The sequence below is a fragment of the Escherichia sp. MOD1-EC5495 genome (assembly GCF_002965965.1).
Classification (GTDB): domain Bacteria; phylum Pseudomonadota; class Gammaproteobacteria; order Enterobacterales; family Enterobacteriaceae; genus Escherichia; species Escherichia ruysiae.
In genome coordinates this window covers 149,300-173,766 of record NZ_PTRI01000005.1, presented here as the reverse complement: position 1 = coordinate 173,766, position 24,467 = coordinate 149,300, and the positions used below count along the sequence as shown (strand labels likewise).

Sequence of the window (24,467 nt, the reverse complement as noted above, 5' to 3'; positions counted from 1 at the left end):
CCACTTAATGCCGTGATTGCCAGTAAATCGGCAACGGCGGCAACAGGCGAAAGGTTAATCGACAGCACGATTTTTACACTCATCTCGTCGGAGATGTGACGCGACGAAAAATGATGAGGATAAGAAGATGAGTAACGCGATTACGATGGGGATATTTTGGCATTTGATCGGCGCGGCCAGTGCAGCCTGTTTTTACGCTCCGTTCAAAAAAGTAAAAAAATGGTCATGGGAAACCATGTGGTCAGTCGGTGGGATTGTTTCGTGGATTATTCTGCCGTGGGCCATCAGCGCCATGCTACTACCTGATTTCTGGGCATATTACAGCTCGTTCAGCCTCTCTACCCTGCTGCCTGTTTTTCTGTTCGGCGCTATGTGGGGGATTGGTAATATCAACTACGGCCTGACCATGCGTTATCTCGGCATGTCGATGGGGATAGGTATCGCCATTGGCATTACGTTGATCGTCGGTACGCTGATGACGCCAATTATCAACGGCAATTTCGATGTGCTGATTAACACCGACGGTGGGCGCATGACGTTGCTCGGCGTACTGGTGGCGCTGATTGGCGTGGGGATTGTGACTCGCGCCGGGCAGTTGAAAGAGCGCAAAATGGGCATTAAAGCCGAAGAGTTCAACCTGAAAAAAGGGCTGGTGCTGGCGGTAATGTGCGGCATTTTCTCTGCCGGGATGTCTTTTGCGATGAACGCCGCAAAACCGATGCATGAAGCAGCTGCCGCGCTGGGCGTTGATCCACTGTATGTCGCTCTGCCAAGCTATGTTGTCATCATGGGTGGCGGCGCGATCATCAACCTCGGTTTCTGTTTTATTCGTCTGGCAAAAGTGAAAGATTTGTCGCTAAAAGCCGACTTCTCGCTGGCAAAACCGCTGATCATTCACAACGTATTGCTCTCGGCGTTGGGCGGTTTAATGTGGTATCTGCAATTCTTTTTCTATGCCTGGGGCCACGCCCGCATTCCGGCGCAGTATGACTACATCAGTTGGATGCTGCATATGAGCTTCTATGTATTGTGCGGCGGTATCGTCGGGCTGGTGCTGAAAGAGTGGAACAATGCGGGACGCCGTCCGGTTACCGTGTTGAGCCTCGGTTGTGTGGTGATTATTGTCGCTGCCAACATCGTCGGCATGGGCATGGCGAGTTAATCTTTCCGGGAATTGCGATGACGCCACTGGCTGGGCGTCATCCCGGTTTCACGGGTAAATACCACCGAAAAATAGTTGCTATCTTCAAAGCCACATTCTGTCGAAATATCACTGATTAACAGGCGGCTATGCTGGAGAAGATATTGCGCATGGCACACTCTGACCTGCCGCAGATATTGATTGATAGTCATCCCGGTCTGCTGGCGAAATTGCTGGCGCAAGACGCGTTCACTGCACGCCGCCTCATCACAGAATTTATCCAGCGCAAAAGGACTTTTCAGGCTAGCCGCCAGCCGGGTGATCAGCTTATCCAGCAACGTTTCACTGGATGTTGGCGGTAATGAATCACTGGTGTAGCGATGGCGCTGCAAAAGCATCACCAACTGCCCGAACAGTAACTCCGCCATTTCGTTGGCAAACGGCGCGGGCTGACTGCTCTCGTGCTCAAGCTGCCCGATGACCTGCCGCACCTGCGTCATGCCCGCACTACCTAAACGCCAGTGTGGTTGTTCTGCGCTGGCGTTAAACCCCGGAATCGTCCCCTGCCAGTCGAGATTAAGTGTCAGCCGCTCCGGGCAATAAATAACGTTCTGCAAAACCAGATCGTTAACGGAAGCGTAGGAGTGTTTATCGTCTGCGTGGATATAAAAGAGATCGCCACGGGTAATACGATGAGGACGGTCGTTGAGCACGTGCAAACCGTTACCGCGCCAGACGATCACCAGTTCACAAAAATCATGTGTATGCTCGGCAAAGACATCCTGCGGATAACGATCAGCAACCGCGACCGCCTGCTGTTCGCTGGCAAAAAAATCTTTTTTACGAAGGACAAACTGATGAACCACCGTGCCACCTCAGCCGGAAGACGCGTTTGATTATTCATAAACTGGCGTGGAAATACGTTGAGAAGATTCGCGTTATTGCAGAAAGCCATCCCGCCGCTGGCGAATATCGCGTGGTGACCAGTTAAACTCACGGCGAAACAGCGTCGAAAAGTGGTTACTGTCGCTGAATCCGCAGCGATATGCGATTTCGGTCACGCTGTCCTCGCTATGACGTAACAGATGACGCGCCTTCACCAACCGTAAACGGTTAAGGTAACGCTGGGGCGTCAAACCGGTTTGCTGTTTTAGCTGACGATGCAACGTGCGTAGTGACAGAGAAAATTGATCCGCCATCATTTCCCAATTCACCTCGTCGGCAAAATGTTCTTCCAGCCAGGCCAACAACAAGTTCAGGCGCGATTCGCGACTTTCCATGCTCTCCTGCAAACTGTTTTTACGCAGCAAGAGCAGTAATTGCATAAACAAAATCTCACCGCTGGCTTTCGAGGGTAAATCATTCGTTCTGTCCTGCTGTTCCAGTTGCGAAACCAGCTGCCGTACCTGCTGCAATATGCTGTGGCTCACGCGCCAATGGGACGGATATTGCCCGTCTTGCTCTTGCGGCAGAAGCTGATGCAGCCCGGCAAGAAACTGAAATCGCTCCGGGGAGCGATACAGCACATTGGTCAAATACAGATTGTCCGTATGTTCGTATAAATGCCGATCATGATCGCGCACGAAACAGATTGTTCCACCGGAGATGGTATAAGGCTGCCCATTGAAAATGTGGATACCTGTGCCGTGTTCGACAATCACAATCTCATGGAAATCATGGTGATGTTCAGGAAAATCCACCTGTGGAAGCCGGGGTTCTATTGCCACAGACACGTTACCAGACGGAAAAAAATCCACGCAATGTAATACGTCCATATAAGCCTCCTGATGCCGTCAACATGGCGGAATAGTAATCAAGCGATTTGGTTCTTACCTTAAATTTTCGACAGCAAAACACGTAAAAAATGTCGATTTTTCAAGATAAAGCGTGATTTTTCAGAAAATGCGGCAAACATCACACCACCACATTTTTGAAAATTGTGAACGCTATCACGTTCATCTTTCCCTGGTTGCCAGCGGTGTATTTTCCTGTCAGTAACGAGAAGGTAGCGAAGTCGGGTGCTTCTTAGACTGGGCGTAATGAAACCTAGAAGGATCTCATTATGACCTTTCGCTACTGCGTCGCCGTTGATCTTGGCGCATCCAGTGGGCGCGTAATGCTGGCGCGTTACCACCGTGAATGTCGCAGCCTGACGCTGCGTGAAATCCATCGTTTTACCAATGGGCTGTATTACCAGAGCGGTTATGCCACCTGGGATGTCGATAGTCTGGAAAACGCCATTCGCCTTGGGTTAAACAAGGTGTGCGAGGAAGGGATTCGTATCGATAGCATCGGCATTGATACCTGGGGCGTAGACTATGTGCTGCTGGATCAACACGGTCAGCGCGTCGGTTTACCGATTTCCTATCGTGATAGCCGCACTAACGGACTGATGACATTGGCACAGCAGCAAATTGGCAAACGCGACATTTATCAGCGTAGCGGCATCCAGTTTCTGCCCTTCAATACGATCTATCAGCTACGTGCGCTGACGGAGCAACAACCTGAACTTATCCCGCACATTGCTCACGCTCTGCTGATGCCGGATTACTTTAGTTATCGTCTGACCGGCAAGATGAACTGGGAATACACCAACGCCACCACCACGCAACTGGTCAATATCAATAGCGACGACTGGGACGAGTCCCTGCTGGCGTGGAGCGGTGCCAACAAAGCCTGGTTTGGTCGCCCGACGCATCCGGGTAATGTCATAGGTCACTGGATTTGCCCGCAGGGTAATGAAATTCCGGTGGTCGCCGTTGCCAGCCATGATACCGCCAGCGCGGTTATCGCCTCGCCGTTAAACGGTTCCCGCGCCGCTTATCTCTCCTCCGGCACCTGGTCATTGATGGGCTTCGAAAGCCAGACGCCATTCACCGATGATGCGGCGCTGGCAGCCAACATCACCAATGAAGGCGGTGCGGAAGGTCGCTATCGGGTGCTGAAAAATATCATGGGTTTATGGCTGCTCCAGCGGGTACTTCAGGAGCGACAAATCAACGATCTCCCGACGCTTATCGCCGCGACACAGGCACTCCCGGCCTGTCGCTTCATCATCAACCCCAATGACGATCGCTTTATTAATCCTGACGAGATGTGCAGCGAAATTCAGGCAGCGTGTCGGGAAACGGCGCAACCAATCCCAGAAAATGATGCTGAACTGGCACGCTGTATTTTCGACAGTCTGGCGCTGCTGTATGCCGACGTACTGCACGAACTGGCGCAGCTACGCGGTGAAGATTTCTCGCAACTGCATATTGTCGGCGGCGGCAGCCAGAACGCGCTGCTCAACCAGTTGTGTGCCGATGCCTGCGGTATTCGGGTGATCGCCGGGCCAGTTGAAGCCTCAACACTCGGCAATATCGGCATCCAGTTAATGACGCTGGATGAACTCAACAATGTGGATGATTTCCGTCAGGTCGTAGGCGCCACCGCGAATCTGACCACCTTTACCCCTAATCCTGACAGTGAAATTGCCCGTTACGCGGCGCAGTTTCGCTCTACACGACAGACAAAGGAGCTTTGCGCATGACCACACAACTGGAACAGGCCTGGGAACTGGCGAAACAGCGTTTCGCGGCGGTAGGGATTGATGTCGAGGAGGCGCTGCGCCAACTTGATCGTTTACCCGTTTCAATGCACTGCTGGCAGGGCGATGATGTTTCTGGTTTTGAAAACCCGGAAGGTTCGCTGACTGGTGGGATTCAGGCCACAGGTAATTATCCGGGTAAAGCGCGTAATGCCGAAGAGCTACGTGCCGATCTGGAACAGGCTATGCGGCTGATTCCGGGGCCGAAACGGCTTAATTTACATGCCATCTATCTGGAATCAGACACACCCGTCTCGCGCGACCAAATCAAACCAGAGCACTTCAAAAACTGGGTTGAATGGGCAAAAGCCAATCACCTCGCTCTGGATTTTAACCCCTCCTGTTTTTCGCATCCGCTAAGTGCCGATGGCTTTACGCTTTCCCATGCCAACGACAGTATTCGCCAATTTTGGATTGATCACTGCAAGGCCAGCCGCCGTATTTCGGCCTATTTTGGCGAGCAACTTGGCACACCGTCGGTGATGAACATCTGGATCCCGGATGGCATGAAAGATATCACCGTTGACCGTCTCGCCCCGCGTCAGCGTTTGCTGGCAGCTCTGGATGAGGTAATCAGCGAAAAGCTGAACCCGGCACACCATATCGACGCGGTAGAGAGCAAATTGTTTGGTATTGGCGCGGAGAGCTACACGGTTGGCTCCAATGAGTTTTACATGGGGTATGCCACCAGCCGCCAGACCGCTTTGTGTCTGGACGCCGGACATTTCCACCCGACTGAAGTGATTTCCGACAAGATTTCCGCCGCCATGCTGTATGTGCCGCAGTTGCTGCTGCACGTCAGCCGCCCGGTTCGCTGGGACAGCGATCACGTGGTGCTGCTGGATGATGAAACCCAGGCAATCGCCAGTGAGATTGTCCGTCATGACCTGTTTGACCGGGTACACATTGGTCTCGACTTCTTCGATGCCTCTATCAACCGCATTGCCGCGTGGGTCATTGGCACGCGCAATATGAAAAAAGCCCTGCTGCGTGCGTTGTTAGAACCGACAGCCGAACTGCGCAAGCTGGAAGCGGCAGGGGATTACACCGCACGACTGGCGCTGCTGGAAGAGCAGAAATCGTTGCCGTGGCAGGCGGTGTGGGAAATGTATTGCCAGCGTCACGATACGCCAGCGGGTAGCGAATGGCTGGAAAGCGTGCGGGCTTATGAGAATACGATTTTGCGTCAGCGTGGGTAAACACCGCCGGATGCGGCGCGAGCGCCTTATCCGGCCTACAGGTCGAATGACCGTGCTGGCTGTCACCCTCACCCCGGCCCTCTCCCTGAAAGGGAGAGGGGGAAAAACATAGCCCCCTCCGGCAACGGAGATAAACACAGCGCCGGACAGTCCCCTCGCCCCTTTGGGGAGAGGGTTAGGGTGAGGGGAACAAGCCGCACCATGTATCAACAAGGCACCGAATTTACAGGAACACAGAACATGCAAAACATTACCCAGTCCTGGTTTGTCCAGGGAATGATCAAAGCCACCACCGACGCCTGGCTGAAAGGCTGGGACGAGCGCAACGGCGGCAACCTGACGCTGCGCCTGGATGACGCTGATATCGCGCCGTATAACGACAATTTTCACCCACAACCGCGCTATATCCCGCTCAGCCAGCCAATGCCTTTACTGGCAAATACACCGTTTATCGTCACCGGCTCCGGCAAATTCTTCCGCAACGTCCAGCTAGATCCCGCTGCCAATTTAGGCGTCGTAAAGGTCGACAGCGACGGCGCGGGCTACCATATTCTCTGGGGGCTAACCAACGAAGCCGTCCCAACCTCTGAACTTCCGGCGCACTTTCTCTCCCACTGCGAGCGTATTAAAGCCACCAACGGCAAAGATCGGGTGATCATGCACTGCCATGCCACCAACCTGATCGCCCTCACCTATGTACTGGAAAACGACACGGCGGTCTTCACTCGCCAACTGTGGGAAGGCAGCACCGAGTGCCTGGTGGTATTCCCGGATGGCGTTGGCATTTTGCCGTGGATGGTGCCCGGCACGGACGAAATCGGCCTGGCCACCGCGCAGGAAATGCAAAAACATTCAATGGTTCTCTGGCCTTTCCACGGCGTCTTCGGCAGTGGTCCGACGCTGGACGAAGCGTTTGGCCTGATCGATACCGCAGAAAAATCGGCGGAAGTGTTGGTGAAAGTATATTCGATGGGTGGCATGAAACAGACCATCAGCCGTGAAGAGTTGATAGCCCTGGGCAAGCGTTTCGGCGTCACCCCACTGGCAAGCGCACTGGCACTTTAACACCCCGTTTCGCATCTGGCGGCGCGGGTTATGTCGTCGGACAGAAGGATTTGATCTTAAGGAGAATAATCATGAGTTTTATGTTGGCATTACCGAAAATCAGCCTGCATGGCGCTGGGGCAATTGGCGATATGGTAAACCTGGTTGCGAATAAGCAGTGGGGAAAAGCACTGATCGTTACCGATGGGCAACTGGTTAAGTTGGGATTGCTGGACAGTCTGTTCACCGCGCTGGATCAACACGAAATGTCTTACCACCTATTCGATGAAGTCTTTCCAAATCCCACCGAAGAACTGGTGCAAAAAGGCTACGCTGCATTTCAGGACGCCGCATGTAACTACATTATTGCTTTCGGTGGCGGTAGCCCGATTGATACCGCAAAAGCCGTGAAAATCCTTACCGCTAATCCAGGCCCTTCTACTGCTTACTCTGGCATTGGCAAAGTAAGAACCCCAGGCGTGCCGCTGGTGGCGATCAATACTACTGCCGGAACTGCCGCTGAGATGACCAGCAATGCGGTGATCATCGACACTGCGCGGCAGGTGAAAGAAGTCATCATCGATTCGAATATTATTCCTGATATCGCCGTGGATGATGCCAGTGTAATGCTGGAGATCCCTGCCTCCGTTACCGCTGCCACCGGTATGGACGCACTAACCCATGCCATAGAAGCCTTTGTTTCCGTTGGCGCCCATCCGCTAACTGATGCCAACGCGCTGGAGGCTATCCGCTTGATTTCTCTGTGGCTGCCGAAAGCGGTAGAAGATGGTCATAATCTGGAAGCTCGCGAACAGATGGCTTTCGGGCAATATCTGGCGGGTATGGCTTTTAACAGCGCGGGACTGGGACTGGTTCACGCACTGGCGCATCAGCCCGGTGCTACCCACAACCTGCCACACGGGGTGTGTAATGCCATCTTGTTGCCAGTAATCGAAAACTTTAACCGCCCGAATGCCATCGCACGCTTTGCCCGTATCGCCCAGGCGATGGGGGTCGATACGCGCGGGATGAGTGATGAAGCGGCAAGTCTGGAAGCGATTAATGCCATTCGAGCCTTGAGCCATCGCGTAGGCATACCTGCGGGATTTAGTCAGCTTGGCATCAGCAAAGAGGATATCGAAGGCTGGTTAGATAAAGCCCTGGCCGACCCATGCGCACCATGTAACCCACGTACCGCCAGCCGCGACGAAGTGCGTGAGCTTTATCTGGAGGCGTTATGATCCGCAAAGCCTTTGTTATGCAAGTCAACCCAGGCGCCCATGACGAGTATCAGCGTCGGCATAACCCGATCTGGCCGGAACTGGAAGCGGTATTGAAATCTCACGGTGCGCATAACTACGCCATCTATCTCGATAAAGCGCGAAATTTGCTGTTTGCCACAGTAGAAATTGAATCTGAAGAACGCTGGAATGCGGTTGCCAGCACTGACGTTTGCCAACGTTGGTGGAAATATATGACCGACGTTATGCCCGCTAATCCGGATAACAGCCCGGTCAGCAGCGAGCTACAAGAAGTGTTTTACCTGCCTTAATGAGTTGCGGTGCCGGATATTTTTCCGGCGCCGCACTTTCATCAGAAGAAGTATTTAAAACGAACGCGTGCGCCGTAACGATCATCATTATCGTCGCCGTGTTTTTTATCGCCGTCGCTATCCAGAATGGAGTAATAAGTACCAAGGTAAATATTAAAGTTCTCCATATCCATCACGTTAGCGAACTGATAAGACGCATGAATGGTGTGAATGGTGTACGTCCCTTCATCATCAATCCAGCAGTCGTTATCACAAACTACCCCACTGAATTCATCAATCTTATTGTGCGCGTAGATATAACCCAGCTCGAAACGTTTCCACAGCGCGTTAATCCCGGCAGTGAAATCTTTCTCATTATTGGCATCTAAATAGGCGGTATTAAGATTAACCACGATACCATTTTCCGGATCGGTTTTCAGGCCGTTCCAGGTCATGCTCATACCATAACCGGTACGATCGGACTGATCGACAAAATTACCCTTGCTATCGGTATAACCGTAAGCATTATTTACCACGTTCGCTTCCATCGCTGCGGAAACGGTTAATTCTTCCGTCGGCGACCAGGCTATCACCGGGCGCAGGTAAGCAACATTTTTCTGCTGCTTCATATCGCGACCATGATAATTACCGTCGTTATATAAAGATGTTCCGTCTTCCAGTAACGTGTTTAATTCAAAATACCAGTTATCGAGTTGTTTGCTGACAAGGAAATTACCACCAGCGTTAGAACGCCCGCGCCCCTCTTTCATCATATAGATATAACCGCTGCCATCATCATAAAGATCGTTCGCAGTATTACCTGAATGCTCAACAAAGGTATCCTGATTTAGCGGGAACATATCGTAGGCTTCAAAACGCCCTACTTTGACTTTCCAGTCATTTTCTTTGCCAAAGAAGAAAACCGCGTCATCGATATTCACAGAACCGTGCATATCCCCCAGCGGTTGTGCGGAGAACCCGGCGAAATAACCGTTGTCCAGCTTTCTTACACCATCAAAGCCTAACAGAATACGGCCATTGAGATTCCACTGTTCATTGGTGGGATCGCTATTCACATCAGCGTTGGTCATTGCCAGCAGGCCATGATTACTTTCCGCATCCATATTAAATTCTACGTCGCCGTAGATTTTTAAATCGCCATAACCTGAAAGCAAAAGATTAGGTGAGGTGGCATTTTTCTTTGCAGATTCCGCCGTTGCCTGTCCATTTACCGGCGTATTGCCCTGGGCAGCCTTAATTTCGCGGATCTCAGCGGCTTGTTGTGTCTGCAGCTGTTTTACCTGCCCCTCTGCTTTTGCTGCCCGCATTTCTGCCGCTTCCAGGCGTTCTTCCAGCAATGCCATGCGTTGTTCCAGCGTTAAATGCTGTGTTTTTGCCATACCGGTACTACATGCCAATAATAAACCTATGGCTAAAGATAACGTCGATTTTTTCATTATTTACGTTCCCTGAAATAAAGGATGCCCTACGCTTTCAAGAATGAGTGCGTATATAGAAAAATATAAAAGTTGTTTTAATAGGATGTGCACTTTCGATTTTAATGCAACATCAGCAAGCCAGCGAATAGTATCCCGCCACATAATACGAGTAAATCAGCTGATTTCCTGGAACGTGAGGAATATAACAATAGTGCCGTTTTTAACCAAATATCATAAAAAATATTAGATATGACTCCTGCCAATTCATAAACCATAAAAATAAATAGCTTTGCACAGAAACATTCGAGATATTTAAATATTCATCAAATCATTAAAAAGTATTTTTTTATTCGCGATATTTATTTTAGCCACCAATATGTGTCCTGCTCCGCAAAAGGTGCCTTTCTCTCTTCCTTACATTGTCACAGCTTCACGGCATATCGCCGCTTATCACTCTCATTACAATCAACGAAAATAAGTTTAAAGGGGGGCTAATAGGGATATTCGTAAGAAGAATAACGGTGTGCAGTAATTTGTAGAAAAGATGCTCTTAATTTAGTTCAGTGAATGCTCAGCCCCAGGAGACGTAAACATTTGAACCGATAAGACACGTAAGCGTCGCATCAGGCAATGAATGCCCGATGCGACCAGCTTCTTATATCAGAACAGCCCCAACGGTTTATCCGAGTAGCTCACCAGCAGGCACTTGGTTTGCTGGTAATGCTCCAGCATCATCTTATGGGTTTCGCGTCCGATGCCCGACTGTTTGTAGCCGCCAAACGCCGCATGTGCCGGGTAAGCGTGATAACAGTTGGTCCACACGCGCCCAGCCTGAATGCCGCGCCCCATCTTATAGGCCAGATTACCGTTGCGGCTCCAGACGCCCGCGCCCAGGCCATATTGCGTGTCGTTCGCCAGCTCCAGCGCCTCGTCCATCGTTTTGAAGGTGGTTACCGCCAGCACCGGGCCAAAAATCTCCTCCTGGAACACGCGCATATTGTTCTGACCAAACAGAATCGTCGGTTCGAGGTAATAACCGTCTTTCAGTTCCCCTTCCAGCAGCTTACGCCGCCCGCCGGTGAGTACATCTGCCCCCTCTTTTTTACCGATATCAATGTAATTGAGGATGGTTTCCAGTTGCCCATGAGAAACCTGTGCGCCCATTTGCGTCACGCTGTCGAGCGGGTTACCGCTACGAATGCTTTCAACTCGGCGGATAGCACGTTCCATAAAGCGTTCGTAGATAGACTCCTGCACTAAAGCACGGCTCGGACAGGTACAGACTTCGCCCTGGTTGAAGGCGAACAATGCAAAGCCCTCCAGCGCCTTATCGAAGAAAGCATCTTCTTCATCCATCACATCAGCAAAGAAGATATTTGGCGACTTACCGCCCAGCTCCAGCGTCACCGGAATAATATTTTGCGTGGCGTACTGCATAATCTGTTGACCGACTTCCGTTGAGCCGGTAAACGCAACTTTGGCGATGCGTTTTGAGGTCGCCAGATATTCGCCAATTTCCCCACCCGCGCCGTTGACCACGTTCACCACGCCTGGCGGCAGTAAATCACCGACGATCTCCATCAAAAGCAACACTGAAAGCGGGGTAAGTCGTGCGGGTTTTAGCACCACACAGTTGCCCGCCGCCAGCGCGGGAGCCATTTTCCAGCTCGCCATCAGCAGCGGGAAGTTCCACGGGATAATTTGCCCCACCACGCCTAACGGTTCGTGGAAGTGATAAGCCACGGTTTCGCTATCGACTTCACTAATACCACCTTCCTGCGCCCGAATACACGAAGCGAAATAGCGGAAATGGTCAATCGCCAGCGGCACATCGGCAGCACTGGTTTCACGAATGGGCTTGCCGTTATCCCAGGTTTCTGCCGTCGCCAACAGTTCGAGATTTTGTTCCATTCGATCGGCAATCTTAAACAGAATCGCCGCGCGATCCTGCACCGAAGTATGCGCCCATTTGTCTTTCACTTTATGCGCGGCATCCAGCGCCAGATCGATGTCGCGTTTGCCCGAAGACGCCACTTCGCACAGTAGCTGCCCGGTCACCGGCGTCAGGTTCTGGTAATACTCGCCATCGGCGGGTGCTACCCATTCGCCGCCGATAAAGTTGTCATAGCGGGTTTTTAACTTGAGGGGGAAACCATACTCGCCGGGCTTAATCTGTGCTGAAGGGGGATTGTTGGTCATGGTAGTCTCCTTGCGGTGTGAGGTATAACAAGGGTAGACGTGACTGGCGAAATCTTCGCCAGCGGGTGATAGCTTTACGACAGCAATCACGAATTTACGGGCAAGGATTACAGAGATAGTTAAAAAAGCGGCTGACAACACGTCAGCCGTTACGAGAAGGTAATTACATCGCAGCGCGATAAATCGCCACAATTTCTTCGTGAGTTGCCTGAATCGGGTTAGTAAATCCGCAGGCATCTTTCAGAGCATTGGTCGCCAGTACCGCGAAATCTTCTTCTTTCACGTTCAGATCGCGCAGACCTGCCGGAATATCGACTTTCTTCGCCAGTTCGCGGATAGCGTTAATGCAGGCTTCTGCACCTTCCGCGTCGTTTTTACCTGTCACGTTCACACCCATTGCAGCAGCGCAGTCACGCAAACGTGCGGCAGCTACTTTGCTGTTGAATACCTGAACGTGCGGCAGCAGAACGGCGTTACATACACCGTGCGGCAGATTGTAGAAACCGCCTAACTGGTGCGCCATCGCATGAACATAACCCAAAGACGCATTATTGAACGCCATACCGGCGAGGAACTGGGCATAAGCCATCGCTTCACGCGCTTTCGCATTGCTGCCATCTTCTACGGCTAACGGCAGGTTTTCGGCAATCATGGTCACGGCTTTCAGTGCGCAAGCGTCGGTGATCGGCGTTGCGGCAATAGACACATACGCTTCGATAGCGTGTGTTAAGGCATCCATACCCGTTGCGGCGGTCAGTGACTTCGGCATACCGATCATCAGAGAAGAGTCATTGACAGAAAGCAGCGGAGTTACGTGTTTATCCACAATCGCCATTTTGATATGGCGCGCTTCGTCAGTGATAATGCAGAAACGGGTCATTTCAGACGCAGTACCCGCCGTGGTGTTAATGGCGATCATCGGCAACTGTGGTTTTGCAGAGCGGTCAACGCCTTCGTAATCGCGAATATCACCGCCGTTGGCTGCTACCAGCGCAATGCCTTTCGCACAGTCGTGCGGAGAACCACCACCTAAGGAAATTACGCTATCACAATTATTTTCTTTCAGCAGTTTGAGGCCTGCGGCGACGTTTTCCGTGGTTGGGTTAGGTTGGGTGCCATCATAAATAACGCTAAAAATATTGCGTTCTTCCAGTGCTTTTTGCACATCGCCCGCCATACCTAATTTCGTTAACATATTGTCAGTGACAATTAAGGTACGGGTAAATCCATAATCTGCCATCATATTCATTGCATCAGTCAATGAATCAGCGCCGATGACATTCACTGAAGGAATAAAAAAGGTTGAAGCTGCCATAAAACACTCCTGGAAGAGTAAAAAGGGCTGGCAGATTACAAAGTATTTTCATTCGGAAATATGATCGACATTACCGTTTATTAAAATATTTTTAATAAAAAGCACGTTACATTCATCAAATAACGTGCTTCCTTAATATTAATAAGAATTTTGTATTAATTCATATTTATTATGAATTAATCATTTCCTTATCTTTCGGGAAATAATAATGCATCGCGCAATAAATGATCATTTCCACGACGCCGCGTAAAGCCAATGCGGTCAAAATATTCCAGAATTTGAATTGCCAGCTTTCGGCCTACACCTAAGCGATCGCGGAAATCCGCCGCGCAGGTTGAACCACATTCCTGATCGAGATCGCGGATCATATTGGCAAATTCGACAATCCGATCATTACGGTAATAACGATCTTTGACGATCGCCGTAATTATCCCCTGCTGCGCCGCCTGGCGTAGCGTCAGGCGCATTGCCTGCTCGTCGGTTCCCGTCTCTTTTGCCAGGTCACGCACCCACCACGGCTCGTCGCCAAATAGCGGCTCTGCTTTTTGCCAGATGGCCTGCTGCTCTTCGCTGAAGCCCGCTTTGTAATCCGGCAGATGCAGCCAGCCGTGGTGGCTGTGGATATCGCCGCTTTCGCGCATCTTTTCAATCAGCAACAGAACCAGAGCTTCATCTTCCATCGGCAACGCCATGCGCCGCAGGCGCTCGCGCCCCGGACCTGGTTCGTCGCGATGCTGCTCATGATAAGCCGCTAATGTGTCGAGGATTTTCCGCTGCCAGCGGGCGGCAACCGGCGCATTCAACAAGCTATAACCAGCCTGAATATAGCCAGGCTGTTGCAGCAGTTCGCGCATCCCTTCGCCGTTGAGCTGTCTCGCCCAGGCGAAATCGGCAAGATTCACCGCTCCGCGTTCCAGATGAACCGTCAGTGCGTCGGCATCGCTTTGTGTGCGTGCAAGAGACGCCAGCCATTGCAGATATTCCGGCTTACGCTTACCGCGACGTGGCGGGTTGAGCATCACCACGCGCGCCCCCGCCAGCGTGTTGCGAGCCGAGATATCGCGCAGCACTATGCGATCGTTATCCGCCAGCCACAGAGGCGTGTCGAACACCAGCTCGGCAAGGTTATCTTCCAGCAGCGAAACGCGCCCCGTAACGTGGCTGGCGGCGTGGTGAATATGCAGCGGCTGCCACTGGGTCAACGGTACATGAGTTTGTAGCTCGACAATCACCCGCGTGAACGGCTCCGGCGGCGCATCGGCAAGCAGCCAGTCGCCACGGTTAATCTGTTCTTTCTCCGCATCACCGGCGATGTTAAGCGCAATACGTTGCCCGGCATGGGCGGTTTCTGTTGGTTGATTTTGCGCATGGAGAGCACGCACGCGCATCGGCTTATTTACACCGGTCAGCCATAGTGAATCACCCACCTTCACTTCCCCGCTTAACGCCGTACCAGTGACCACCAGCCCGGCACCTTTTACGGTAAAAGCGCGGTCGATAGCGAGGCGGAAACTATGTTGGCTGGCGTGTTCACGTTCAGGCAACTGAAGCAGATGTTCACGCAGGGCATCAATTCCCCGACCTTCGGTTGCTGCGGTGACAAACAGTTTTGCCTCAGCAAAACCATATTCCCGCAGCACCTGCTTTACCTGACGTTCAACCTCATCAACACGCGCTTCGTCCACGCGATCGGCTTTAGTCAGCGCCACTGTCAGCATCGGGTTACCGGTAAGCTGCAAAATCGCCAGATGCTCACGGGTCTGCGCCATCACACCGTCATCGCAAGCCACCACCAGCAGCGCATGATCGATACCCCCGACGCCCGCCAGCATGTTGGAAAGAAACTTTTCATGACCGGGAACGTCGATAAAACCAGGCACGCGCCCATCTGGCTGCGGCCAGTAGGCATAGCCGAGATCGATGGTCATACCGCGCTTTTTTTCTTCCGGCAGACGGTCGGCATTTACGCCAGTAATCGCCTGCAATAAGGTTGTTTTGCCGTGGTCAACGTGTCCGGCAGTCGCAATAATCATTTCAACAACATCTCCATAAACCGTTGCTCATCTTCAAGGCAGCGTAGATCCAGCCACAATCGCCCGTCGTAGATACGTCCAATCACCGGAACCGGCAATTCACGCCAGCGGGCGGCTAATGCTTCAAGGTGGCTGCCGCGTCCGTCATGGGGTGTAAACGTTAATGCCGCGCTCGGCAGGCGATCAACCGGCAGCGAACCACTGCCAATCTGCGAAAGACACGGCATAACCTGTACCGCAAACTCCGCGCCGTAATGTGCGGCAAGGGGAGCCTGTAAACGTTGTGCCTGGATTTGAATAACCTCTGCGCTGCGGGTAAGCAGACGCAGGGTCGGTAATTTTTCGCTCAGTGCTTCGGGGTGCAAATAAAGGCGCAGCGTCGCTTCCAGCGCCGCGAGGGTCATTTTATCTGCGCGTAATGCACGTTTCAGCGGATGGCTTTGCAGGCGGGAAATCATCTCTTTCTTACCAACGATGATCCCTGCCTGCGGCCCGCCTAACAACTTGTCGCCAGAGAAGCTCACCAGACTGACGCCCGCCGCAATCAACTCCTGCGGCATCGGCTCTTTCGGCAAACCGTACTGGCTAAGATCGACCAGCGAACCACTGCCTAAATCAGTCACCACGGGAACATCCAGCTCTTTGCCGAGCGCCACCAGTTCCGCTTCGTCTATCGCTTTGGTAAATCCCTGAATGCTGTAGTTACTGGTATGTACTTTCATCAACAGCGCGGTATTTTCATTTACTGCCTGACGATAATCACTGGCGTGGGTACGGTTGGTCGTCCCCACTTCGTGCAGGGTGCAGCCTGCCTGACGCATTACGTCAGGAATACGAAACGCGCCGCCAATCTCCACCAGTTCGCCACGAGACACCACCACCTCTTTACCGCTGGCAGTGGCTGCCAACATCAGCAGCACCGCCGCCGCATTGTTATTGACGATACAGGCATCTTCCGCGCCGGTAATGCGGCACAGCAGTTGCGCCAGTGCGCGATCGCGATGCCCGCGTCCGGCGTCGTCCAGATCGTACTCCAGCGTCACCGGCGAACGCATAGCCTGCGCAACGGCTTCCACCGCTGCTTCCGCCTGTAAAGCTCGCCCAAGGTTGGTATGCAGCACGGTTCCCGTCAGGTTGATCACCGGACGCAGCGCGCTCTGCGCCTCTTTCGTCAGCCGGGCATCGACTTCTTGCGCCCAGTTCTCACACCACGCGGGCAGCGTCTGGCTGTCACGAATCACTTCTCGCGCTTCATCAAGCATCTGACGCAGCAATTCCACCACGCGGGTGTGACCATAAGTATCACGCAAAGAAAGGAAGGAGCTATCGCGCAATAAGCGATCAATAGCCGGAAGTTGACTATAGAGGGAACGCGTTTCGGTTGTCATAGGAAACCTGGCTGATCAAGGCCCTCTCACACGGAGAAGGGCGTTTAACATAACCACGGATTGTAACGTGAGATGGGTCAGGAGGACATATCGCGCATCAAGCCTTTGGTGGTTCGGTGCGGGCAAAACTTTCGCGGCTAAACAAGTTTTCGACCAGTTTGACTAAGTGTGGGCGGTCGACACACCAGCCCGGCGCAACGCGGCGGAAATTGAGATATCCAACGGCACAGGCAATGGCGATAGTCGCCAGATTGACCGTATCGACTTTGAGCGTGCCATCGACCAGATATCCTTCCAGCACATCCAGGCTACGGTTGATTTTCTCTCGCTGGCGTAACAATTCATCTTCAGACTGCTGCGCCGCCGGACGCGCCTGTTCGCGCACCGACACCAGCCCAGCATCCATAATACCGTCGGCCAGCGCCTCAATTTTACGCACTCGCAACGACGCCAGCGGATCGCGCGGCAACATCGCCGGAGCGACATTCATTAATTCAATATATTCGGCGATGATCGGTGAATCAAACCAGCATTCGCCCTCTTCGGTCACCAACACCGGCACTTTCCCTAACGGGTTAAATTGCGCCACGCCGTTGTCCGCGTTATAGGGCAGTTCATTAATAAATTCGAAAGTTATGCCCTTTTCTAACAACAGAATAGAAAGTTTGCGTACAAACGGGCTGGTGTAGCTACCGATAAGTTTCATGCCATGTCCTTTGTGCGAGGAAAAATATCAGTATGGCTCAGGCTCGCGCAAAACACAGGTGATACAAGTCTCAATGATCCAAATAAAGATAATGCATCCAACTGGTCATTCTTAGCAGTACTTTCCGCATCACCGAAACATGGCTGAAATGGTCGGAGTAAACGGCTACCTGGGCGTAGATGCCGTCGGGTAAGGCATCGATATCAGCGTTAGGGTCGAGTTCAATGGTTCCCAGCACACCATCCGTTCCGGGCACGACCGTTAACGATTGCAGCACCCCCTGCGCCTGATACGAACCGCCTGGCACCACTGGCAAGATGCTGGTCAGTTTGCCGTGGAATACCTGCCCCGGCAGCGCGTTAAATACGACTTCCGCATCATCACCGGGTTTCAGACGTAACAGCGAGTTTTGCCGGAACTGGGCGACGATTTGCCGTTTTTGCTCTGGAATGAAGACCATCACCGGACGTAACGGCAAAGCTGCCGCGTAAGTGCCTGGGCGGATCAGTACCTGAGTAACGTAGCCATTGCTCGGCGCGCGAATAATAGTTTGCTCAAGGTTATATTTCGCTTCGGTCAGTTGCGCCCTTAAGCTCACAATCTGCGATTGCTCGCCGTTAACCATACTGTCGAGCTGGCTCTGGATCTGCGCCTGCTCCGCCACCGAACCTTTCACCAGCGCATCCTGCGCGAGAAAATTTTGCCGCGCGTCGTCGATGTCACGTTCCGAGAACGGATTGACCGTCGCCTGACTACCTTTCAGGTAACGTTGATAATTTTTAAACAGACGGTCGCGCTCTGCTGAAACCTGAGTGGTGTTGGCCTGCGCTTCAGTGAGCTGCGCGCGCAGCGTTTTGATATTATGCGTCGCCGTCATCAAATCAGCCTGAAGTCTGTCTACTCGCGCCTGATAACGTACCGGGTCGAGCTTAAAAAGCACTTCGCCCTTTTGAATAAGCTGATTATTTTTGTCGGTGACTTCAGTCACGATCCCCGTCACCTGTGGCGTGATGGGGATAGCTATCACTGCCTTTTGCGCGGTAAAAGTGTAAGGATGGTTGTAGTTCATCAATAAAATCAAACCACTCACCAGAAATACGCCACCCAGCGCCGCCGTCGCCAGCGTCCACTGATTCACCGGAATGCGGAAGATTTTAAAGACCGCCCACGCCAGCGCCACGTAAGTTAAAACAATTAACAGATCCATAATCAGATCTCCGGGAACGTGGAATAGTCAGTCTTTTTTTCGGCGGCAAGTTGGTGCTCCAGCCGGGAAATACGGTCAGAAAGCGCGGCAATTTCCGGGTCAGTCGCTTTCTCTTGCGACGCAGTATGTGACTGCATTCCCCAGCCGCGCTCTGGCTGGTAAAGCGTTGCCCAGATCCACAAGAACGGCCAGATTACATGCAGGGTAAACAGACTTACCCAACCCGCCGTATGAATGGCGTCGGCGTGGGGATGGTTGCGCTTTTTGGCAATCAGATAGGGGATGTCATGTATCGCGATGATTCCATAAAAAATCACCAGAAAGACGAAGATCAGCACTCCCAACGCGAAGTAGTTTAGAAACATATCTGCCTCGGATTCACGCTTATCAGTGTTGTTTTTTGGCTGGCAGCCGTAAGGGAGTCAGGCTGATACTTTGACATTAATCCGCGTTTGCCAATCTCGCCATCACACCGAAGGATAATTTTAAAAGGCGATAAGTTGCTCAGTTACAAAACGGTCTTAAGGCAAAGTCAGAACATGCTGCAGATCACACCAGATGAATTACCGAAGAAAATATCTTGTGATTCAGATCACAATAATTCAACAAACAACCAAAACAAAAATGTGATGTTATTCACATTTTAATGCCATTTTTAGCGAAAATTGCCGCCTTGTTGCTTTTTTACACAAGCGTTTTGTGATGAGCATCACGCCAATTACCTCTCTACCCCCTATATTTATGTGACTAATATCACACAAAAGGCCGTCGACTGGACAGTTAACCGATTCAGTGCCAGATTTCGCAGTATCTACAAGGTCCGGCTACCTCTGCCGCCACATTAACAAAAAACCTCGGGCTTCCAGCCTGCGCGACAGCAAACATAAGAAGGGGTGTTTTTATGTCATCCGATATTAAGATCAAAGTGCAAAGCTTTGGTCGTTTCCTCAGCAACATGGTGATGCCAAATATCGGCGCGTTTATCGCGTGGGGTATCATCACCGCGTTATTTATTCCAACAGGGTGGTTACCGAACGAAACGCTGGCGAAGCTGGTCGGGCCGATGATCACTTATCTCCTGCCGCTGCTGATCGGTTATACCGGTGGTAAGCTGGTAGGTGGCGAACGTGGCGGCGTGGTTGGTGCTATCACTACCATGGGCGTTATCGTCGGCGCAGACATGCCGATGTTCCTCGGTTCTATGATTGCAGGTCCGCTGGGTGGCTGGTGCATTAAGCACTTCGACCGCTGGGTAGACGGTAAGATCAAATCCGGTTTTGAGATGCTGGTGAATAACTTCTCCGCTGGCATCATCGGGATGATCCTCGCCATTCTGGCATTCCTCGGCATTGGTCCAATTGTTGAAGCCCTGTCCAAAATGCTGGCTGCGGGCGTTAACTTCATGGTTGTCCATGACATGCTGCCGCTGGCGTCTATCTTTGTTGAACCGGCGAAAATCCTGTTCCTCAACAACGCTATTAACCACGGTATCTTCTCGCCGTTGGGTATTCAGCAGTCCCATGAACTTGGCAAATCCATCTTCTTCCTGATTGAAGCGAACCCGGGGCCGGGTATGGGTGTTCTGCTGGCGTACATGTTCTTTGGTCGCGGTAGTGCGAAACAGTCTGCGGGCGGTGCGGCAATCATCCACTTCCTGGGTGGTATCCACGAAATCTACTTCCCGTATGTGCTGATGAATCCGCGTCTGATTCTGGCCGTTATTCTCGGCGGTATGACTGGCGTGTTCACGCTGACTATCCTGGGCGGTGGTCTGGTTTCTCCGGCATCTCCGGGTTCTATCCTCGCGGTACTGGCGATGACGCCAAAAGGTGCTTACTTCGCTAACATCGCAGGTGTGTGTGCGGCGATGGCGGTCTCCTTCGTTGTCTCTGCTATTTTGCTGAAAACCAGCAAAGTGAAAGAAGAAGACGATATTGAAGCTGCTGCACGTCGTGTCCAGGAGATGAAAGCTGAATCAAAAGGCGCTACTCCACTGTCTGCTGGCGATGTGACTAACGACCTGAGCCACGTGCGTAAAATCATCGTTGCCTGTGACGCGGGTATGGGTTCCAGTGCGATGGGTGCGGGCGTGCTGCGTAAGAAAATTCAGGATGCAGGTCTGTCGCAGATTTCTGTTACTAACAGCGCGATCAACAACCTGCCGCCGGATGTGGACCTGGTCATCACTCACCGTGACCTGACCGAACGTGCTATGCGTCAGGTTCCGCAGGCACAGCATATTTCGCTGACCAACTTCCTCGACAGCGGCCTGTACACCAGCCTGACCGAACGTCTGGTTGCTGCCCAGCGCCATACTGAAAACGAAGTGAAAGTGAAAGACAGCCTGAAAGACAGCTTTGACGATTCTAACGCCAACCTGTTTAAGCTCGGCGCGGAGAACATCTTCCTCGGTCGCAAAGCGGCAACCAAAGAAGAAGCGATTCGCTTTGCCGGTGAACAACTGGTGAAAGGCGGCTATGTTGAGCCGGAATACGTACAGGCGATGCTAGATCGTGAAAAACTGACCCCGACCTATCTGGGTGAGTCTATCGCGGTGCCACACGGTACGGTTGAAGCGAAAGATCGCGTACTGAAAACAGGCGTCGTGTTCTGTCAGTACCCGGAAGGCGTGCGCTTCGGTGAAGAAGAAGATGACATCGCCCGTCTGGTGATTGGTATTGCTGCCCGTAATAACGAGCACATTCAGGTTATCACCAGCCTGACCAACGCACTGGATGATGAGTCCGTCATCGAGCGTCTGGCACACACCACCAGCGTGGATGAAGTGCTGGAGCTGCTGGCAGGTCGTAAGTAATCCAGGCCCACCCTCTCCACATGGAGAAGGTGGGCTAATTGCCTGATGCGCTTTGCTTATCAGGCCTACAAAACAAAGCGCAGTTTGTTAAATTTGCACGCTCTTGTAGCCCGGATAAGGCGTTTACGCCGCATCCGGCGCTGCCCCTCTCCTCACGGAGAGGGTTTGGGTGAGGGAAAAGCCTCACCCCAGCCCTCTCGGGTAAAAACATTGATGAAGGTTAATACTATGAAAGCATTACATTTTGGCGCAGGTAATATCGGTCGTGGCTTTATCGGTAAACTGCTGGCAGACGCGGGTATCCAACTGACGTTTGCCGATGTCAATCAGGTGGTACTTGATGCCCTGAATGCCCGTCATAGCTATCAGGTTCACGTTGTCGGCGAAACCGAGCAGGTGGATACCGTTTCCGGCGTTAATGCCGTCAGCAGCATTGGCGACGACGTGGTTGATTTAATCGCCCAGGTTGATTTAGTCACCACCGCCGTTGGCCCGGTCGTGCTGGAACGCATTGCTCCGGCAATCGCCAAAGGGCTGGTGAAACGTAAAGAGCAAGGTAATGAATCCCCGCTGAACATTATCGCCTGTGAAAACATGGTACGTGGCACAACACAACTGAAAGGTCATGTGATGAACGCCCTGCCGGAAGATGCCAAAGCGTGGGTAGAAGAACACGTTGGCTTTGTGGATTCCGCCGTTGACCGTATCGTGCCGCCTTCTGCTTCGGCAACTAACGATCCGCTGGAAGTGACGGTAGAAACCTTCAGCGAATGGATTGTCGATAAAACCCAGTTCAAAGGCACACTGCCAAATATTCCTGGTATGGAGTTAACCGACAACCTGATGGCGTTTGTCGAACGTAAGCTCTTCACCCTGAATACGGGTCATGCTATAACCGCGTACCTTGGAAAACTGGCGGGGCATCAGACCATTCGTGACGCGATTCTCGACGAGAAAATCCGTGCGGTGGTAAAAGGGGCGATGGAAGAAAGCGGCGCAGTACTGATTAAGCGTTACGGTTTTGACGCGGACAAGCACGCAGCGTACATCCAGAAAATCCTCGGTCGTTTTGAAAACCCGTATCTGAAAGATGATGTTGAGCGCGTAGGCCGTCAACCGCTGCGTAAACTGAGTGCTGGCGACCGTCTGATCAAGCCGCTGCTGGGTACGCTGGAATATAGCTTGCCGCACAAAAATCTGATTGAAGGTATTGCCGCTGCAATGCACTTCCGCAGTGAAGATGATCCGCAGGCACAAGAACTGGCGGCACTGATTGCCGACAAAGGCCCGCAGGCTGCGCTGGCGCACATTTCCGGGCTTGATGCCAACAGCGAGGTTGTCACCGAGGCGGTAACCGCTTATAACGCAATGCAATAATGGTGAACCAGGCGCAGGACTCCCTGCGCCCGAATAACAGATTGTCAGATATGCAGGCAACAATGGAACAAACCCAGGCCTTTGAAAACCGTGTGCTTGAGCGTCTGAATGCTGGCAAAACCGTGCGAAGCTTTCTGATTACCGCCGTCGATCTCCTGACCGAGGCGGTGAATCTTCTGGTGCTTCAGGTATTCCGCAAAGACGATTACGCGGTGAAGTATGCTGTAGAACCATTACTCGACGGCGATGGTCCGCTGGGCGACTTGTCCGTGCGCTTAAAGCTGATTTATGGGCTTGGCGTAATTAGTCGCCATGAATACGAAGATGCGGAACTGTTGATGGCACTGCGGGAAGAGCTGAATCACGACGGCAACGAGTACGCATTTACCGATGATGAAATTCTTGGGCCATTTGGCGAACTGCATTGCGTGGCGGCACTGCCTCCGCCGCCACAGTTTGAACCAATAGACTCCAGTTTGTATGCGATGCAAGTTCAACGCTATCAACAGGCTGTGCGATCAACAATGGTCCTTTCACTGACAGAGCTGATTTCCAAAATCAGCTTAAAAAAAGCCTTTCAAAAGTAAGTACTTTCGCTTACTTCTCCTCTACCGGATTCGGCCGATAAAGTCGGCGATAATATTCCAGACGTTGTAGATATAACGGCACGCTTTCCTCAGGTATACCGGATGGAATCGCGTTACGGGGGGGAAGTTTATTCAGATACTCCCGGAACGCCTGGCTTGATGCCATGAAATCTACGGCTTTATCAATAAGAAGCGGAACGTTTTCACCTAATTTGCCCATAATAATATCTCCGTATTACCCCGCGCCGGGAATGCGCGACCGCCGATTTTAGTTTAGATCCCGATAAAAATGACATTAAGGAAAACGTGCGAAATCCACAACGCTTGCCCTCACCTTCTGATTATATTATTTATTAATCAATGCATTATATGATTTTTGAACCCCAGATTTGTTACCCGACAAAACTATTACAATGCCATCAGTTGTGAACAAAGCACCTGGTCGCGCATACTAGGGGCTATAAATTTATCTTTATCAGAAGCCATCCCATGAAAGAAGTCGAAAAAAACGAAATTAAACGTCTTAGCGATCGCCTGGACGCCATCCGCCACCAGCAGGCCGAACTGTCGCTGGTTGAAGCCGCAGACAAGTATGCCGAGCTGGAAAAAGAGAAAGCTACGCTGGAAGCGGAAATTGCCCGCCTGCGTGAAGTTCATAGCCAGAAACTCAGCAAAGAAGCACAAAAGCTGATGAAGATGCCGTTTCAGCGTGCGATTACCAAAAAAGAACAAGCCGATATGGGTAAGCTGAAGAAGAGTGTCCGTGGGTTAGTCGTAGTGCATCCGATGACCGCACTGGGTCGTGAAATGGGTCTGCAAGAGATGACCGGGTTCTCAAAGACAGCGTTTTAACCCTCTTACCTGTCTATCTCCTTCACATCCCGCGTTGCAGATAAA

General features: G+C 51.9%; 21 protein-coding genes. 10 read left to right on the top strand and 11 right to left on the bottom strand.

The features are described 5' to 3' along the window. Positions 1-127 precede the first annotated feature (127 nt). Positions 128-1,162, top strand: coding sequence for an L-rhamnose/proton symporter RhaT (gene rhaT, locus BEG40_RS05950; RefSeq protein WP_000063528.1), 1,035 nt, complete (start codon positions 128-130; stop codon positions 1,160-1,162). On the opposite strand, the gene rhaR is transcribed toward rhaT, so the two are convergent. Together rhaR and rhaS are read right to left on the bottom strand one after the other, a co-directional pair. Beyond that, entirely contained in the window at positions 1,159-2,007 is an 849-nt protein-coding gene (gene rhaR / locus BEG40_RS05945; RefSeq protein WP_105285055.1) for an HTH-type transcriptional activator RhaR, read from the bottom strand. The two genes, rhaT and rhaR, sit on opposite strands and share 4 nt — an antisense overlap. A 72-nt stretch (positions 2,008-2,079) precedes the next feature. Continuing rightward, the gene (rhaS, locus tag BEG40_RS05940; protein WP_105285054.1) at positions 2,080-2,916 is read right to left on the bottom strand and encodes an HTH-type transcriptional activator RhaS; all 837 of its coding nucleotides are present in this window, start codon (positions 2,914-2,916) and stop codon (positions 2,080-2,082) included. 287 nt (positions 2,917-3,203) lie between these two features. On the opposite strand from rhaS, the gene rhaB reads away from it, so the two are divergent. The 5 genes from rhaB (at position 3,204) to rhaM (ending at position 8,525) form a co-directional block, all read left to right on the top strand. After that, a complete protein-coding gene (gene rhaB, locus BEG40_RS05930) occupies positions 3,204-4,673 on the top strand; it encodes a rhamnulokinase (RefSeq protein ID WP_105285052.1) in 1,470 nt (489 codons plus the stop codon). Further along, a complete protein-coding gene (gene rhaA, locus BEG40_RS05925; RefSeq protein WP_105285051.1) occupies positions 4,670-5,929 on the top strand; it encodes an L-rhamnose isomerase in 1,260 nt (419 codons plus the stop codon). Before rhaB ends, rhaA begins: the two co-directional genes overlap by 4 nt. Before the next feature lie 240 nt (positions 5,930-6,169). Beyond that, complete coding sequence (gene rhaD / locus BEG40_RS05920) at positions 6,170-6,994, top strand: rhamnulose-1-phosphate aldolase (protein WP_105285050.1); 825 nt, start codon at positions 6,170-6,172, stop codon at positions 6,992-6,994. A 71-nt stretch (positions 6,995-7,065) separates the two neighbouring features. Then, entirely contained in the window at positions 7,066-8,214 is a 1,149-nt protein-coding gene (gene fucO / locus BEG40_RS05915; protein ID WP_105285049.1) for a lactaldehyde reductase, read from the top strand. After that, a complete protein-coding gene (gene rhaM / locus BEG40_RS05910) occupies positions 8,211-8,525 on the top strand; it encodes an L-rhamnose mutarotase (RefSeq protein WP_105285048.1) in 315 nt (104 codons plus the stop codon). Before fucO ends, rhaM begins: the two co-directional genes overlap by 4 nt. A gap of 41 nt (positions 8,526-8,566) precedes the next feature. Here the strand turns inward: rhaM and BEG40_RS05905 are convergent, their stop codons facing one another. The 8 genes from BEG40_RS05905 to BEG40_RS05870 all read right to left on the bottom strand — a co-directional run bounded on the left by BEG40_RS05905 (position 8,567) and on the right by BEG40_RS05870 (position 19,156). Next, complete coding sequence (locus BEG40_RS05905; protein WP_000749924.1) at positions 8,567-9,961, bottom strand: carbohydrate porin; 1,395 nt, start codon at positions 9,959-9,961, stop codon at positions 8,567-8,569. Between the two features lie 642 nt (positions 9,962-10,603). Next, positions 10,604-12,142 carry an aldehyde dehydrogenase AldB gene (gene aldB / locus BEG40_RS05900; protein WP_001551836.1) on the bottom strand — a complete coding sequence of 513 codons (1,539 nt, stop codon included), beginning with the start codon at positions 12,140-12,142 and terminating at the stop codon, positions 10,604-10,606. A gap of 163 nt (positions 12,143-12,305) precedes the next feature. Continuing rightward, positions 12,306-13,457: an L-threonine dehydrogenase gene (gene yiaY, locus BEG40_RS05895; protein ID WP_000741518.1), complete on the bottom strand. Its 1,152-nt coding sequence runs from the start codon at positions 13,455-13,457 to the stop codon at positions 12,306-12,308. A 188-nt stretch (positions 13,458-13,645) separates the two neighbouring features. Further along, positions 13,646-15,490 carry a selenocysteine-specific translation elongation factor gene (gene selB, locus BEG40_RS05890; RefSeq protein ID WP_105285047.1) on the bottom strand — a complete coding sequence of 615 codons (1,845 nt, stop codon included), beginning with the start codon at positions 15,488-15,490 and terminating at the stop codon, positions 13,646-13,648. Further along, the gene (gene selA / locus BEG40_RS05885) at positions 15,487-16,878 is read right to left on the bottom strand and encodes an L-seryl-tRNA(Sec) selenium transferase (RefSeq protein ID WP_000206250.1); all 1,392 of its coding nucleotides are present in this window, start codon (positions 16,876-16,878) and stop codon (positions 15,487-15,489) included. The genes selB and selA overlap by 4 nt, the downstream gene beginning before the upstream one ends. A 97-nt stretch (positions 16,879-16,975) precedes the next feature. Next, entirely contained in the window at positions 16,976-17,584 is a 609-nt protein-coding gene (locus BEG40_RS05880; protein WP_105285046.1) for a glutathione S-transferase, read from the bottom strand. A gap of 70 nt (positions 17,585-17,654) precedes the next feature. Then, positions 17,655-18,791, bottom strand: a complete 1,137-nt coding sequence (locus BEG40_RS05875) for an HlyD family secretion protein (protein ID WP_000364945.1) — start codon at positions 18,789-18,791, stop codon at positions 17,655-17,657. A gap of 2 nt (positions 18,792-18,793) precedes the next feature. Continuing rightward, positions 18,794-19,156 (bottom strand): DUF3302 domain-containing protein, encoded by a 363-nt coding sequence (locus BEG40_RS05870; protein ID WP_105285045.1) that lies wholly within the window; start codon positions 19,154-19,156, stop codon positions 18,794-18,796. Positions 19,157-19,692: 536 nt separating this feature from the next. Between BEG40_RS05870 and mtlA the strand changes: the two genes are divergently transcribed. The 3 genes from mtlA to mtlR all read left to right on the top strand — a co-directional run bounded on the left by mtlA (position 19,693) and on the right by mtlR (position 23,570). After that, positions 19,693-21,606 (top strand): PTS mannitol transporter subunit IICBA, encoded by a 1,914-nt coding sequence (gene mtlA / locus BEG40_RS05865; protein ID WP_000093246.1) that lies wholly within the window; start codon positions 19,693-19,695, stop codon positions 21,604-21,606. Between the two features lie 228 nt (positions 21,607-21,834). Further along, a complete protein-coding gene (gene mtlD / locus BEG40_RS05860; RefSeq protein ID WP_105285044.1) occupies positions 21,835-22,983 on the top strand; it encodes a mannitol-1-phosphate 5-dehydrogenase in 1,149 nt (382 codons plus the stop codon). Continuing rightward, a complete protein-coding gene (gene mtlR, locus BEG40_RS05855) occupies positions 22,983-23,570 on the top strand; it encodes a mannitol operon repressor MtlR (RefSeq protein WP_000247990.1) in 588 nt (195 codons plus the stop codon). Before mtlD ends, mtlR begins: the two co-directional genes overlap by 1 nt. Positions 23,571-23,580: 10 nt before the next feature. Here mtlR and yibT read toward each other — a convergent pair whose 3' ends face one another. Then, complete coding sequence (gene yibT / locus BEG40_RS05850) at positions 23,581-23,790, bottom strand: protein YibT (RefSeq protein ID WP_000517102.1); 210 nt, start codon at positions 23,788-23,790, stop codon at positions 23,581-23,583. Between the two features lie 269 nt (positions 23,791-24,059). Between yibT and BEG40_RS05845 the strand changes: the two genes are divergently transcribed. Then, positions 24,060-24,422: a YibL family ribosome-associated protein gene (locus BEG40_RS05845; protein ID WP_000665684.1), complete on the top strand. Its 363-nt coding sequence runs from the start codon at positions 24,060-24,062 to the stop codon at positions 24,420-24,422. Positions 24,423-24,467 lie beyond the last annotated feature (45 nt).